The organism is Pseudomonas sp., assembly GCF_030690725.1.
In the GTDB taxonomy this organism is placed as follows: domain Bacteria; phylum Pseudomonadota; class Gammaproteobacteria; order Pseudomonadales; family Pseudomonadaceae; genus Aquipseudomonas.
Genome location: NZ_JAUYGD010000011.1, coordinates 20569 through 37908 on the forward strand (window position 1 = coordinate 20569; position 17340 = coordinate 37908).

Below are 17340 nucleotides of genomic sequence, written 5' to 3' on the forward strand. Positions count from 1 at the left end.
TCAATGCGGCACCGACGGGGATGGCCATACAGGTTCATTCTGAAAGTCTTTGAATTTCACAGCGATCCCTTGTGCGTCAATGGGCATGCCACGCAGCCGAACGACTTCCCCCGTATGCATATCGATAAAGCCAAGATGACGACGCACAGCGCCATTCTCCGTATCTTCGACAAGGGCCGCCAGCCCTTTGACCCAGGGCATATCATCCATGGCAAGAATACGTGGCTGTTCAGCAAAATCATCCGAAAAATGGAGATCAACCAAGGGCTGCTGAGACTCCCCCGAGATGCTGTAGTCGAAGCGAATAAGCTTGCAGTCATTCAGGAACAGGGGCTCGCCATGCCACTTAGTCAATCCATAGCCACAATTCCCCGCAGCAGGCATCTGTAGCGTTACCCCTCCACCCCAGCGGTTATTTGTATATAGAGCCAATCGCTGCCCTGTAATAACAGGAAGTGATGGCATATTTTCGGACTCCGACTCGTCATAGCTACCTTCATCCTGTAGATGAAGGCTCATAGGCTCAGGCCAGCCCAGCACATCAATCAGTTTCCCATTCGTGCTATAGAACGAATTTTCCAACTGAGAAAAACTCTCAGGATCGAACTCATACACGATACCTGCCCCATCCCCTGACTCTGGAGTTCCCATCCAGAGTCGCTTGTTGCCATCAAAGTCAAGAGCGGAGAAGCGTGTTTCCAAGTTGTGAATCTGAACCGGCTCGCCATCAAAACCGCGCTGCCTGATCAGATCCTGAGTTTCGTCACCGCTGATGAAGTACACATCGAATACAGGCATAGATGTAGGGTCTTTCGGATCACTACCCAAACGTATTTCAAGTTCATCCTCAAAGCGGTCGCCGTCAGTATCCGCAAGATCTTTACGGGTACCGTGCTGGTCTTCATCGCTATCGCACAATTGATCCAAGTCTGTGTCAGCACAAGGCGAGAAGTTGACCAGTCGTGTCCGGTCCGCTGCCGAGATACCACGCAATACGTCCTCTCCTAGAGTACTTAGCACTTCAAGTGTGCCGTTCGCATGCTCACTGTTTTCCAGAGCGATAAAGTTCATAACGACACGATGCTCGTTTGCGGGCACCTCGAAGCTGTAGCCAATATTCCATTGGTAATAAGAGTCACTGTAGAGGCTCTCGTTATGCAGGGTTTCACGCCCCGAATCGTCAGAAAAGACATGAACAAAGCTTACCGGGTCGAGAGACAGGCCGTCATAAAGCTGTTTCCTCTGACGCAGCCAGCGATCTTCTACAGTCAACTGATCATCGCCACTAGAAGTACTTTGCTGGTAACCGATCGACCAATAATCATTCCTAGACATCAAGAGAGGATTTGCTGCAAGTGCCTCGTCGCTGATGTTGTAGAACTTATCCAGGACCCGAACATAGCCCCGGCCATCGGCGGGCACATAGAATTCGCGACTCACCATCAAACCAGGCTCAATTTCCTGCAGAGGTGTACGCCAGCTACGGCCGTCAGCCGAGCCGACCACTCCACGGGCTAGCTGAGCCTTAGCGCCCCCCTCTTCTTCGCGAACATAGCCTTCCAGACTCAACGCTTGCTGCAGTGGCAATGCACTACCGTCGCCTGTCAGGTTATAAAAACTAAGCTCGCCATCACGCTCGACTCCAACCTGTATACCCGACTCGGTACGCATGTAGGCGTCAACGTCGTTCGATAGCTGGGCAAGGTCATCACCAGCACTCAAAGGATCGGTGCCATCAACGAACAACTCATCGCCGTCACCACGCCCGGAACCATCAGAGTCAAATTTCACGGGCGAAGTCCCTAACACATTGGCCTCATAAGCATCTGGCAAAGAGTCGCCGTCAGTGTCGCGATCACGAGGATGGGTACCCAGGTGGTATTCCTCAAGGTTACTCAAGCCGTCGCCATCTTCATCACCATCGGCGGAGGCTTCCTGTAGCCCATATTTGATCTCGAACCCATCGGGCAACAGGTCGCCATCGCTGTCTTTTTTCAACGGATCAGTCGAGTACTCATTAACCTCTTCACCATCCTTTAAGCCGTCCTCATCGGTGTCGGCCTTGTGCGGATCGGTGCCTAATTCAATCTCCTCACCATCGTTCAAACCGTCCGAGTCGGAGTCTTCGCGGTTCGGGTCAGTCTGGTGCACACGCACTTCATCCGCATCCGACAAACCGTCGCCATCACTATCGCTTTCGTGCGGGTCGGTACCGTACTCCTGCTCTTCAAGGTTGCTCAGGCCATCCTCATCCGGATCGGCACTGGCGATTCCCGGCTCGGCAACCAGCGGATCGAAGCCACTGTAGAACTCGAAACCATCCCACAGCAGATCGCCATCGGTATCTCGCTTCTCAGGGTCGGTTCCCAACAACGCTTCGTTAACATCCGACAGACCGTCGCCATCGCTATCTGGGCGCCCAGGCAACCGTGCTAGATGAAGCGCATAAACTCCGTCACCCAGCGGTAGATAGCTGATCGACCACCCCAATAGATCCGGCTGCTGGTAAAACTGCTCATATATTGCTTGGCCATGCGGAATCTGATCTCCCTGAGAGCCAGTGAAATCGACGAGTTTCTCTTCATTCGACTGGCCACTCTGGAAGCTTGTAACCACGCTGTTATACCAACCACCACTAGGCAATGAGTAATAGCGGGTTTCGACTCGCCCATCGCGATGCACGATAACCTGCATGTCGATCCCGCCCAGGTACTCGTAATTTGGCGACCAGTCTGTCCAGGTAAAGGTCCAGCGATCCTCCTGCTGGGCCACATAAAAACTGCTTCCCGGATTATGGGTAAGTAGGTAATTAAGCGGAGTTATCTGCAACTCACCAACATAGAGATGCTGACTATTTGGGGTGACATATACCTCGCGGGTTGGAAATGCGAAATCCTCGGGCAACGTGAAGCTGTAACCTGAGTAGGCGTAATAAACATCACCTAGATCACCACTGAGCGGCTCGATGTAACTGTCATCAATCACCAGTGCAATATCGCCCACATTCGTATTGCCATCCTCATAGAGCGAAACTTCACGCTCGGCAACGACCTCAACACCCAGAACCTGATGGCGCACTTCAACTTTCCAATCCGCTGTTATACGACGATCAATACCCTCGATAACGAAGCGACCATCCGCATCGCTTTGCGCTTCCATGGCACCGGACTCGCTCGAGAACGACTCGACCATTTCGCCGCCTTCGACTGGCCGAACGTAGACATAAGCCCCAGCTACCGGACGCGCCAGAGCATTGACCACACGCCCGGAGATGGTACTGAGTGGCGCAGCCTCAAGCGGCACATCAATAATCTCTTGCGCAGCATTGCCATTGCTATCGGTGGCCCGGATCTCGATACGGGTCGTGTTGCTCTCCGGAAGGCTCAGGTAGAACTCCTGCTCACCGCCTGAATTGCGGGTCTCCAGAAGTACACCGTCCTGCCACAGCTCGACACCCTGAACGATCCCGTTATCTCGAATATTGGCGCGTACTGTCAGCTGGTCACCGTAATAGTGCGGCCCATCCAGCGCTGCAATGGTGATAACCGGCGCCGTTTGATCGGGGGTCTTCGGCTCACTGTCCTGGCCATCCGGGATGCCGTCGTTATCGCTGTCAGGGTTTAGCGGGTCGAGCCCAAGCGGCACTTCCTCGGCGTCCGGCATTCCGTCCGCGTCGGAATCCACAAGCGTCTTCCAGTTGACGAGGTCGCGTAGCTCTTCGTGGGTCAGGCCCGCATCGGCGAAATTGGGGTCGCTCAATTCGTCGAACACCCGCTTAGCCTCGGCACGACTGTGGTTCTGCACTGCATAGTGCATCAGAACCTGCCGCCCGCCTGCCGGTACGGTCAGGCTATAGGTCACGTTGTAATTGTTTTGATTGCCCGAAACCGCTGAAGGCTGGCTAGGCGCACCCAGGCCACCGTACAACACACCCGCAGCTGGACTGCCACTACCATCAATGCCGTCATCGGTCAGCAGGTAGCGATCCGCCATATCGAACTGCTGGTCACCCGAGGAAGTGGCCACGATATTTCGGTTGCCGTTGTTATAGAAATTCCCGGTAATCCTGACCTGCACTGTCAGCGGCTGGCTACCCGGGTTCTCGAACGATTCAATAAAACGGGCGTAACTACCTTCCACCGGCACATAGACCTTGCGCTGGACATTCAGACCACTCATTTGACGGACCGGATAAGTCAGCTCGCGACCATTCAAACGCAACTGGTATACGGACGACTGGCTATTAGTGACGTAGCTGTTTTGAACGAACAGGTACTGGGCTCCGTCGAAAGCCAAGTCAGTCCCGTTAGTTACTCTTCCGTATTGACTGTTGAGATCCCAGCGATACTGGTTATTAAGGATTTTGGTGGAGCTAGACTGCGTGCCCTCATAGCTCAACTCGCTCTGCGCAATAGGATTCAGCCCACGGCGTCCCACCGCTATCAATTTAAGATCTCCAATGTCACCCAGATCGACCATATCGGCCAACGAGGTTAACTCGATGGATTTTTCCACCCGCATATCCTGGGCACCGAACAATGTGCTCGCGGAGACAGTGAGCTCACGCATAGTAGTGAACACCGACAAGCTGAAGCGGCCCTGGGCGTCTGTATCGACCTTAACTCCTTCCAGTTCGACTTGGACACCAGAGACCGGCTGATCCAAAGCATTCACAACACGGCCGTTTAGACGCACTTCCGGTGTTTCATGGATAGACACAGTAACTTCGGCTTCGCCCACGTTACCGTTGCTATCAGTAACCCGCAGGGTGAATAGCGTTTCCCCGGCATCCGGCAGTAGGGCGGAGAACGCCTGCGCTCCACCCTGAGTACGCGTTTCGATCAGTTGGCCATCCTGGAGGAGCTCCACGGTCTTGATCAGGCCGTTGTCAGTGATGTTCGCCTTGATATCCAAACTCTCTCCGGGGTAACGACGCATGGCTACAAGCGGCTCGATGCTGACATTGGGTGCACTGACGTCCGCTGTCATCGGCTCGCTGTCCAACCCATCCGGAATACCGTCACCGTCGCTGTCGGGGTTGTTAATGTCGGTGCCCAGGCGAGTTTCATCGGCATCGCTCAGGCCATCTTCGTCCTGGTCGTAGAAGGCGAAGAAGTTCACGACCTTGCCGGCCAGATTGGCATCGAGATTATCCAGACCCAGGTTTTTCAATCTGCGCAGTTTGTCCGCCGTAGCAACCGCCGCCTCCGTCGAACCTTCCAGAGTGGCGAAGTGCATAACCACCCGACGTTCGCCCGCAGGAATACGTACCTGGTAATCGGTTTGCCATAGACGGCCGTTCCGATTGACGAAGCTCGTGCCCTGACGCCGCTGGGCATTACCGGAAAATACGTGCAGCAGCACCGGGCGCGTCGGTAAGGCAGTATCGCGCAGGGCGATATAGTCGTCGCCCGTTGTCAGCTGCGCATCGCCACTGCTGGTGACTGCTGCAACTTGACTGTCGTTGGCAGCACCGTAATAGGACTGCAGACGCACGGTCGCCACCTGCTCCTGCCCGGTCGGGTTATCTAGAATTTCCAGATAGCGCACATAGGCGCCACCAACGCTCGGCACCAGAACCCTGCGGCTGACCACCAAATTGTTCATCCGGCGGGCTTCGTAGTGATATTCGCGGCCATTGGCTGAACTGGTGGCGTGGTTTTGCCAGTGGCCGTAATTAGTACCATTTATATACAGATTAAATGCAGCGTTACCATTGATTGCAGAACCGGTGGTTCCGTTTACATAGCCGCTGTAATAGAAACTCCAACTCCGATTATTTTCATCGCTGATCGAGCGCGCGCCGTTGATATTCGGCCGATCATCGCCGACTTGTTTTGGATCGGTGCCATCTACGAAGCGCTCGTTGATATCGCGCCGGCCACCCGCATCGCCGTCGGCCTTCAACGGATCGCTTGGCGGCATGCCCTTCACTTCCCAGCCATCCAACAACTCGTCGCCATCGGTATCGGCATTGCGTGGCAAGGTTCCAGCCAGGAACTCTTCCAGGTTGGTCAGGCCGTCATTGTCGGTATCGTCCGAAGCGTTGAGGTTGCGCAGATTGTGGTCGACCTCGAACTTGTCTGGCATGCCGTCATCGTCGCTGTCCTGCTTCAGCGGATCGGTGCCATGGGTATAAATTTCTGCATAGTCGTCCAAACCATCATTATCGCTGTCTGCCTTATCCGGACGGGTGCCACGATTGATCTCATCCTGATCCAGCACACGATCCAGGTCAGTATCACGGGTCAGCGGGCTGGAGAGGTGCACTAGCACTTCAGCGCCATCGCTGAGGCCATCGCCATCAGTATCCGCAACGCGCGGATGGCTACCCGCTTCTTGCTCCTGCAGGTTAGTCAGGCCATCGTCATCGCTATCCAGTTGTGCCTGACCATCATTGGTTTTCGCATCAAAGCCATAGCGCTGCTCAAAGCCGTCTGATAGGCCGTCGCCGTCCGTATCGGCCTTGCGTGGGTCCAAGCCCAGCGGCACTTCATCGGCATCGGCGATGCCATCCAGATCGGTGTCGACCTGGGTCGTCCAGTTGGCGATATCGCGGTGCTCTTCAACGGTGAGGTTTTGCTCTGCGAAGTTGGCCGCCGATAGCTCCTCAAGGATGCGCTTCACCTCGGCCCGGCTGTTGTTTTGCACAGCGTAATGCAGCACTGCCTTGCGACTGCGCGGCGGCACGGTTAGCGAGTAGGCAACCGAATAGTTGTTCGGGTTCGCCGTCGCAGCGCTCGGTTGAATCGGCGCACTTAGCCCGCCGAATAGAATGCCGGAGGCGGTACGGCCGCCATTGTCGGTCACGTCATCAGTAACCAGGTAACGGTCAAGGGTATTGAATACCTGATCACCCGATGATGTCGTCACAATGAATCGACTGTCGTTATAGAAATTACCCAGAATCTGTACAGGTACGGTCACTGCCTGGTCGGTGGTGTTCTCGAACAGATCCAAATAGCGGGCATAGCTCTGGTCGGCCGGCACATGAATCTTACGACTCACGCGCACGGCACCCATCTGTTTCTCGGGCAAGGTCAGCTCACGACCGGCCAGACGCAGCAGGTAGGGGTACGGCGAGTCATTGGTGTAATAAGAGCCATTTACCTGCAGGTATTGGGCACTGCTAAACCCATAGTTGGTACCGTTCTGTACGTTGCCGTAGTAGGTATGGAAATCCCAGCGCTGCTGGTTATTCAGCGTCTTGCTAGAGCTCTGCTCACGGGCTTCATAGGCCAGATGGCGGGCCTGGATTGGGTTGAATGCACGACGCCCCTCGGCAGCAAGCACCAGATCACCGACATCCACGGTGCCGCCGCGCACCGGCTCGAAAACTGGACTCAGTGCCGTTAGCGTCTGGGCCCCGAAGCGTGCAGTGGCTTTGACCTGCGGGTCGAGCAATACCGTGCTGGCGGCGACTGCGAAACGACCTTGGCTGTCGGTGGTCACTTCTTCAGCATTGCCGGAAGCTTGCCAGCTATGGGTGAAGTCGATCTCATCAACAAAGGTCCAATTGCCATTGGCCTTGAGTGTTACCCGCACATAACGACTGTTCAAATTGAGGCCGCTGAGATCTAGCGTGCGACGTGAACTCATTGAGCTGTTGCTAGTGCTATTAGCACTGCTAACCGGAACAGAAAGGCTGCCTGCGGCCACCCACGCTTCACCAACTTTCTGGTACACCTCAACCGAAGGCAATACGACATTGCTAGTGTTGTCTTGGCTTGAGCCGATTTGGATACCATCGATGAAAACGGTGCGGCCAAAATCGAAGTCGATGTTGACTGTTGGCTTGCTATTCCAGCCTAGCCATTCATACGCCGTACCCTGACCTAGATCCACGTTAAAGCCAGCCACGCCAAGCTGATTGTCGTTCAGCTGCATGCCTGAATTATCGTTGTAGTTAGAGCTGGAGTGCGGAAGCTGGTCCATGGCGTAGCTCAGTGGCTCGACATTTCTGCCGTCCAGATCATTGCCTATGGATATTGCTGCGCCCACCACCGGATTACCTGCGCTATCCAGCACCCTACCCACAACCTGGGTACCGGCATCATCGATGATGCTAAAGCGCTGCAACGGCGCGCGGCGTTCGTTGCCATTGGTATCACGCGCACTGACTTCAATAGTCAGTTCATTACCTTGAGCCGGCACTAGCAGCACATGCTCGTACGCAGCTTCGGCATCGCTAGCGACTTCGATGCCATTGACATAGAACGTCACCGCTACCACCCGGCCGTTATCACTGGCATTAGCACGCAGGCGCAGTTGTTGACCATGCACCAGGCTGCTACCTGCGGCAGGCGAGGTCAGGCTTACCTGCGGCAGTTCATGATCTTTCTCCAGCGGCTGACTGTCTTCGCCATCTTGCAGGCCGTCCTTGTCAGTATCGGAGTCGAGGGGATTGAGACCGGCCAGGACTTCTGCGCCGTCACTCATGCCATCGCCATCGCTATCTGCGACTTTGGGGTTTGTCAGAGTATCGAGCAGTTCCTGCTTATTGGTCAGGCCGTCGTTGTCGTAGTCCTGATTGGCATCCGCACTATTTTTCGGGTTGAGGATATCGGCGTAAGGGCCCTTGAGCTCGATAAAGTCGGACAGACCATCACCATCGGTATCAGCCAGATCCGGCTTGGTCCCGCGGGTATAGATTTCTTCATAATCACTGATGCCATCGTCATCGCTATCGGCTTTACGCGGATTGGATTTGTTGGCCACTTCCGCGCTATCCAGAACGCGGTCCAAATCGGTGTCTTCGCTCAAAGGATCGCTGTTATGCAGATCGACTTCGGCGCCATCGGATAATCCGTCTTCATCACTATCCGCCTGACGTGGATGGGTACCCAGTTCCTGCTCGCGCAGGTTGCTCAGGCCATCGCCGTCGCTGTCCAGATGCTGCTCACCCGCTACCAGCGGATTGAAGCCGTACTTGACCTCAAAGCCGTCGAGTAAACCATCACCATCGCGGTCAGCCTGGAAGGCACTGGTGCCATGGGCATATTCATAGATGTCCTTGAGGCCATCGTTATCGCTGTCCTTAAGGGTCAGCTCGCGCATCATCACCAGCACGTTGGGGTGATAGATGGTGAACAGTGGATCGTTGTCACCAGGACGGCCCGATTCCGTGGGTGTAAAGCCGAAGTAGACCAACCCGTTGCCGTAGGGATAGCGAATGGAGGTGACGCGATTGTCCGCACGGACGCCACTGAACGTTAGCGGAACGGTGGTCGGTGCCAGTTTGCCCAATGGAAGGTAGGCATGTCCGGCATAGTTGCTCGAACGGTAAGGCCACCAAGACCCGGCTTTGCCTTCGCCCACCTCGGACCAGCGCGACACCGGCGTTAACTGCTCCCAGTTACCGGTCCATACCGACTCGCCAGGCAGACCCGGGATATCCAGCAACGGACCGGTGCTGGTGTTGTAGTTTTCACTGAACAACAACACACCGCCGAGCTGCACGAAACTGAATACTTTGGCCCGGTTATCAGCATATGAACTATTCCCGTAATAGTCGCGCGAACTGTCGACGATCAACATGTCAACTTGCGACAGATCGAAGCTTGCGAGGTTGCTCACCAGCACAGGCTCGTAGCCAGCACGCTCGATGATCAAGCGCTGCGATAACTGACCAGCGTTGTAACGAGCGCTGAAATACCCCACCCGCACCTTGGGCGATTGCAGGGTGATGGTGCCGACATCGGTGGTGCCGCCCCAGACCGGTTCGAATTGCGCCGAGACACTGGTCACCGCCTCGTTGCCGAGCAGACCGTTGGCGATAACCGCAACCTTACCCGGCGCGACTGGCACACCAGTGATCACGAAGCTGCCGTCATTCTGGCTGATAGCAGTCAAGCCACGGGCATCGACCTGAGCTCCGACAATAGGTTGTCCGTTGCTGTCGAGCACTCGGCCTACCACCGTCGTCAGCGGATCCTCGATAAGACTAAAACTATGTTCGCCGCTGCTACCCTGATTGTTATTGGTATCGGTAGCGACCAACTCCAGACGCAGGTTGTCGGCCTCGCCCGGTAGAGTCATCGCATAAGTAAACGGCGCACTGGTCAGCAAGGCTATCTGAGTGCCATTAAGACGCACCGCGACCTTGGTCACGCGGCCATTGTCCTGCACCATCGGGGTAATGGTCAGGCGCAGGCCCTTAATCAACGACTGGCCAGGAACAGGCTCCAGCAGTTGCACAAGCGGAGCCTGGGTATCCTTGAGCAGCGGTTCGCTGTCTTCGTCGTCACGCAAACCGTCGCCGTCAGTATCGGCCTTCAGCGGGTCGGTACCTAGCTGATCGACCTCCACACCATCTTTGAGCGTGTCGCCATCGGTATCTGGATTATTGATGCCCGTACCCAGAAGGAACTCACGAGCATTGGTCAGGCCATCGTTGTCCTTGTCGAGCAGGCCGTCTGCCGCTTCGCTCGGGTTGAGGCCCATTTGCAATTCCAGCTGATCTGGTATGCCGTCGCCGTCGGTATCTTTCTTCAGCGGCGAGGAGGCTGGAATATTGCTGACCTCAGCACCATCGGACAGGCCATCGCCGTCAGTATCCGGGTTCAGCGGATCGGTACGGTGAGTGAGCACCTCGCTGCCATCGGACAGTCCGTCGCCATCGCTGTCGGCGACGCGCAGCTTAGTGCCCTGTTGCGCTTCCTGGAAATTGCTCAGGCCATCGCCATCGAAATCTTCGGCACCATCCTCGATGCCATTGCCATTGGTATCGCGCAGGGCCGGGTCTAGGCCCTGGGTTTCCAACTCCAGTTTGTTGTTCAGGCCATCGCCATCGAAATCGCCTAGCGGATCGAACACCTGCAATAGCAGGCTGTTGCCCATGACTACCGGCTTCGTCGGCGTACCGGCAATGGTGCCACTGAGGTTCAAAGGCAGCAGGTCACCGTCAGCGATCTGGTTGTCCGGCTGACTGAAGAACGTCGGCACGACAAGCTGACGAGCCGGGCTGTAATACCAGTTGAAGCCCAGACTCTGGCCACCCAGTTCCGCTCGACCAGTGCTGACACTTGGCCAATACACATCGCTGTTGCTGGCCATCAATACCGGTACGCTGTAGGTCTGGCCGACCAGCAGTTTGACCGGGCTCACCGCGCTGAACAGTGCATGGGGAGCGCAGATTTCGCTGCCTTGTTCGCGCACTTCGTCATCGCGGGCAATGCCACGCAAACCTGAGCCAGTGGTGTCGTAGCGGTAGCAACGCCCTAGCACCAGTGCCTGTTGCGGTACGAAACTCAGGGTGCGGCCATCGGCGCTCAGGCTGGCGGTGCCGGCTCGAACGGTATTGCCTTCGAAGAACTTCAGCGCATCGCCACTTTCCAGACGAACCGGCTCGTCGAATTCGAAATGAGCACGTAACTGAGTGCCTTCGCGGGCCTCGATCACGCTGCTGATGATTTCCGGCGGCTGCACGGTAAAGCTGATACGGAACTGGCTGCTCAGATCCAGTTGCGGCATGGCTTCGATAGGGCCAGCCAAGCTGAGGGTGACTTCTTCGAAAGTGTCGTCGTTAACAGCCAGCCAAGCTTGGCCCTGCACCAGATTGATCGCTGCCTCGCCTGCCTGGCCGTTGATCACCGCAGCACCTGTGGCCCGCGCGATAACAGCCAGGTTCGCCGGCTTACCATCGATTTGGCTGATGCGGTTGCCAAAACGATCCTGCAACATGATTTGCAGACGTACATCCTGTTTCACGCCGCGCGCCAGTACTGCGCCCTCTTCCTGTACCCGGCCCTGGTCATTGAGTAGGCGCAGGTGGCTGGCCGGCGCTGGAAGTACCGTCAGGGGCAGAGTGGAAACGGTATGGATATAGCCGCGGCTGTCATAGGTGTAACGGATGGTATTGCCAGCGCTGCTTAGCGGCAGGGTGAACTGGCCGACCTTCTCGCCAGCCTGCAGATTGAATTGCGCCCGACCATCTTTAAGCGTGATTTGAACATGCTCGACGGTCTGGCCATTCAGGGTGGTGCTGCCAATGTTGATCCCAGCGCCCGGCTGTACATGGAAGTCGGCTGCTGGCAGCGTCAAGGCCAGTATGCTGGTCTGATCGAGGCTGATGTTATTCAGCAGCAAATCCTGCGCCTGCACTGTCAGGCTGACAGTGTCGCCAGCAGCGACGGGCGGCAGATGGCTGAGTAGCAGATGACGAGTTGGCCCCGGCAATATGCTCAGGTTCTTCTCGGCACGTGCAATCTGGCTGAACTGCGGTAGATCGGCCCATAGCTGGTAATCACCCGCCACCCGATCAGCGTTGAAGGTCAGGCTGGCATAGCCATTGACATCGCTGGTGCTATTGCCGAGCGAGGTTACATAGCCATCGCTAAGGCGACGAACACGCCATTGCACCATTTGCTCCGGCACCGCACGTGAAGCGGCATCCAGCACTTGCACGCGATAGACGGGGCGTTCCTGAACACGGGTCTGTTCCGGATTGTCGCTGCCTTGCAGTTGCTGGAAACGCACCAAGTTAGGCGGCTGGTTCAACGCAATACTGAAGTCACGGCTAACGGTCTGGCCGATGCGGTCGGTCAGTTCAACCTGCAGGCGGAACAGGTCGCCCGGCAATGCAGTGTCCGGCATGCGCAGATCACGGCTGATATTGTTCGAGTAGCCGTTATTGCCGCAATAGAAGTTACCGTTGCTGGCTCGCAAGCAATTGAATAGTTCCTGAGGCTGATCGCCGACTAGCTGCAAAACACGCAGTGCCAGACTACCGGTATCGTCCACCGCGTTCAGGTTGTTCAGTTGCAGATTGACCAGACCGCCATAAACCGCCCGTGCGGGCAAATTCACCTGCATCAACTGAGCATCAGGCGCCTTATCGCGTGTCACTTTGATTGAAACCGGCTGCGCCTCGCTAACCTGATCGCGGCTATCGATCACCTTGACTAGGAGCAGCTGAGTCAGGCTAGTAGCGACACGCTCGTTACGACGATCCTTGACCGTGAAGGTATGTGCATTGAGTTGCTTCTGGTTGAACGAATAGCTATCCGTGAAGCCGTTCCACTGCACCTCAACGGCTTTGATAGCGACGTCATCTTCGGCCGTGAGACTGATGTTGTAGCTGCCCTGCTCAACGACCTCAGCAGGTGCTGTAAGGGTGCCGATATTCGGGAAGGCGTCATCGATCACTAGTACACGCAATTCCGCAGAGGTGAGATTGCCGGCACGGTCGCTTACTTCGAGGGTGAAGACCTGCTCACCTAAAGTGCTTGCAACATTCTGGTAGACCAGTTGGTTTTTGCCAAAGGCCACGGCGACCACCTTGCCATTGCGCAATAAGGTCGCTTTATCCAGCGCTCCTTCAGCGTCCGCCATCTGCGCCTTCACGGTAAATGGATAGCCACGCACCGCCTTGCTGACATCGGTAAACACCGCTTGCCCTTCATAGGTCAGGCTGGCTGTCGGTGCTTTATTGTCCTGATGGCGGTAGAAACGCTTGGTTTGCGACTCCGCGCTGTTTCCGAAGACATCCACGGCGCGAACTTTGAGATATTGCCCGCTGAAGCTGGTGTCCAACGACAAGTTAGCAAGGAAGGGTTCAGCCCTGCGCAAGGCAATGCGCTGCCAAGGCCCGTTGCTGTTAGCAGAGAGCAGGAACTCGACCTGCGCCAACGGCTGCTGGCTATCGCTGATTTGAGCGCTAACCACAAGAGGTAATGGCAACCAGGAATGTTCTGCAAGTGTCAGAGCCACATTGAAGGGGTTGGCTACACCGTCACTAGGCGCCAGGTAAAAATCGCGCGCAGTCGCTTCGCGAACCGTGCCAAAGGCATCTTCGACGCGCACGCCTAAAGCGAAGGTCTGACCCATCGGCAACCCTGCCGGCAAACGCAAGCGCGCTTGATTTAGAGCATGCTTAAGCTCGGCCACTGGCTGACCATTGATAGTAAAGGCGACTCCACGAAGGTTTTCCTCGGGCAAGCCAAGCGCCAGGGAGTCGGACGGATACAACGTGCTGCCAGCCAGAGGGGCCAACGGGGCGACGGATGCACTGCCGATACCATAAGGAAGCTCATAGACCCTAACGCCTTGGCTGCCAAAACCCAGCGCCAAACGATTGCGCTCGATAGCCAAAGCCGTAGTGCGCTGGGACAACGGCAATACGCTGCCGTCGATCACTTGACCACTAAGCGGCTCCAACGCGGACAGGCTATAGCCCTGCACTTGTGGCTGCTCGACCCAGAGCAACCCTGCAGCCCAATAGAGGCCGGTTACCTTAGTATTGCCGAGCAACTGAATGTTCTGCTGTGTACGCAGATCGTAGCGCCATGCGCGCTCGGCCGAGATATAAAACAGCTGCTCGCCGTTAAAGGCCAATTGACGGGGCTCGCCGCTCAATTGTGCGCTTAGCTCTTGTACCGGCTGCTGGATATCGTCACGCAGATCGACCATAAAGGCTCGACCGCTTTCACTCAGTACCGCTGCTTGCATGCCGTAAACGGAAAGCTGGCGCAGGTTCTCCTGTGGGCTCACAACAATTTCACGCTTGCTACTAAGCAGTTTCAATGCTGCCAGACGCAACGAGCCACCGCTGGCTGCAACTAGGTGCTCGCTGCTAATAGCCAGATCCGTAGCCGCCACCTGGCTGAAGACTGTTTGCGCCGCAAGATTGCTACGCGCAAGCGCCATTACTCGCTGTTGCTGCGCCTGCAGAACAAACCAATAATCACCGCCCGCTGCTACTTGAGCTGCAGCTTCGCTAAACGCCTGGCCGGGATAGAGGGAAGACTGCCAGACACCAGCTGCATCCTGGCGCAACAATTGGGCACCGAAATTATCCGCTGCCAATATCAGCTGCCCATCGAATAGCGTCAGTCCATCGACCGAACCACGGGTTGCCACGGTTGCACTGCGGCTATCGTACAAAGGCTGATAGCCTGCACTACCCAGCAGCGGCTGCAGAATGCGGCCCTCACTACCACCCAACCAGAGCTTGCCTGAGGCCCACTGGGCCAGGCCTGGATTGGTGGCACTAATCGGCCAGGAAGCTATGCGCTCACGCGTTGCTAGATCGACCAGCTGAACGCGATCTTTGGACAGTGCAAGCAACTGGCCCGGCAACACGAACAGACGCTCGGCACCGCCGGTCAAGCCGCGAGAGTCGCCCTGTAGATTGCCGTTCAGTTTCCAAAGCTGTGCATTGGCGTCCGTCAGGTAAATTTGTTCGCCGACGTTGGTCAAACCACGCAAGCCCGTCTGATTGAACGTTGCCAGGGTCTGTCCAGTTGCGGAAAGCTTCAACAGCTGGTTGCCGGTCAAAACCAGGAACCCGTCACGATAGGCCAGCACTTGCCGGATATCCGCGCCCAAGGTTTGCTTGCCTGCAGATTTGAGCTGGCTGCCGAGGGCATCGAACCAATAAATGTCGCTACCACTAGCGGCGAGAATGCGCTCGCCCTGCACAGCCAAATGGTTCAAGGGGGCTGCGACGCCGATCTGGCCGACAACGCTCATCTCATCCTGCGGATCGAGCAGGCTAAGCCCGAAGCCCTTGACGCTAACCAGCAGATAGTTATGTAAGTGATCCATTGCCGCGATAACGCCCGGCAAGCGTTTGCGCAAGCCTTGGGCATCATGCAGTTCGACATCACGCGACAGCCAGTAGCTGCCCACACGAGGCAGGAACACATCGAACGCTAGGCGCTGCGCAGCACTCTGCAAAGACCAGGCATCAACCACGCGAGCTTGCCAACGCTGCTCATGCCGATTGCCCAGCTCATCGCTGAGCAAAGCCCGTACGTGCAACTGTGCCAGCCCTGCAGGCAAACGTAGGTTGAGCTGATCGGTGCCGCTAGCGAGCAGTTGATCGTTCTCATCCAAGGCTTCCAGTGTCAAACGATAGCCTGCGGGGTCGGCACCGCTCAAACGCAGCTCGACAAGGCTTTCGGCGTACAGTTGGCTTGGTAAACCACTCAGTGAGAACTGCGGCAGTTGCTGCACCGGCACCACACGCAGGTTGAGCTGCTGCTCGCTGTAGCGGAAATCGCCAGGGAAGTAGGCACGAGCACGCAGTACCAGGCTTTCCTGTACCGACACCTGTGGTAGGCGCAGGCTGAACTGGCCTTGCTGGCCACTGCTGAGTACACGCGCCAATACCGTACCGTTGAAGCTACGCAGCTCGACTTCCACCCATGCCGGCGCCTCGTCAACCTGGTAGCCCAGAGTTAAAGCACTGCCCTCGGCGAATATCTGATTATTGCCTGCGCCACTCAGAGTCAGTGCAGCCAACTGCTGGTTCGGCTTGCTGTGCAAGATCAGCTCACGCGCACCAGCCGCATCCTGCCACTGGTAACGGGTATCACCGGTTTCCGGCAGGTCGAGCCAATAGAAACCTTTCAGCAGACCAGCTACCCCAGCCAGCGCGACATCATTGCGCTGCAATTGTGCGCCTTCGGCAACGCTGCCGACCGGGAAAGCCGCCGTCAATGGCAAACGCGCACCGGCACTAAGTACTGCGGCAGTATCCAGGCTCAGTTGGGCTGCCTGGGCAATAGCTGCAGGCACACTGAGTTCTAAGGTCTGTTCACCGGCATGATCCTGGACCCGCAAATGCAGGTTTTCTGGGGCATTAGCCAGCAGCCAGGCACGGCCATGCGGGAAGCTCTCGCCCAGATAGGCATCCAGTTCGCCCTGATACCACATTGCTTGAGCGGGCAGCGGATGCCCTTCGGCGTCGCGCAGGCTCACATCGGCCAAGCCCAAAGCCGACTCTGCAGATGCAGGCAAACCGCCGATCAGAACACCGAATGGCAGACGCTTGATAGTCGCGGTCAGCGCAGCACGCTCAGGTTCAGCCACCTGCAAAGGCTCAACAACCAATTGCTGGGTATCGTCATGGCGCTGCAGGGAGAACAGCTTACCGGCAGCGAAAGTCAGGGATTGATAATTGCCAGGCAGTGCGCCAAGACGCTCCACGCCGCGCCAAACCTGCCAGCTATCGCCGTATGATTCCTCACTGACCCGCAGCCACGTCAACTCACCATCGAAACGAGCTCCGCCAACCTTGCCGAGCAGCGGCAGGGTTGTAGCTTCGGCCAGACTCCACCCCTCAGCAGTATGCTGCAGGCTGTGTTGCTCGGCCGCCGCCGCGGTCCAGCTGAGTAGTCGATCACCTTGCAGAACAAAGCCGAGGCGGCTTGGCAGTGCTAGCTTGGCAACACGACGCAGCAGCGGTAGCTCCTGGTCGTCAAGCTGCAGCAGCTCCAGACCCGCAGTAGTCAACACAGCCAGACGTTGATCATCCGCCTGAACCTGGAGAATTTCGTCATCCAGGCTAAGACCTACCAGTTCCGCGAAGCCCTGAGCACTCACAGCGAACCCGGA

At 56.6% G+C, this 17340-nt stretch carries 1 protein-coding gene (only partly in view); it reads right to left on the reverse strand.

The window, feature by feature from the left end:
• Positions 1 to 17340: the 3' portion of an Ig-like domain-containing protein gene (locus Q8O69_RS02345; RefSeq protein WP_305589300.1), read on the reverse strand. 24969 nt of this gene lie beyond the right edge of the window; only the last 17340 of its 42309 coding nucleotides appear in the window; its start codon lies beyond the right edge, outside the window — the gene reads right to left on this strand; the stop codon is at positions 1 to 3.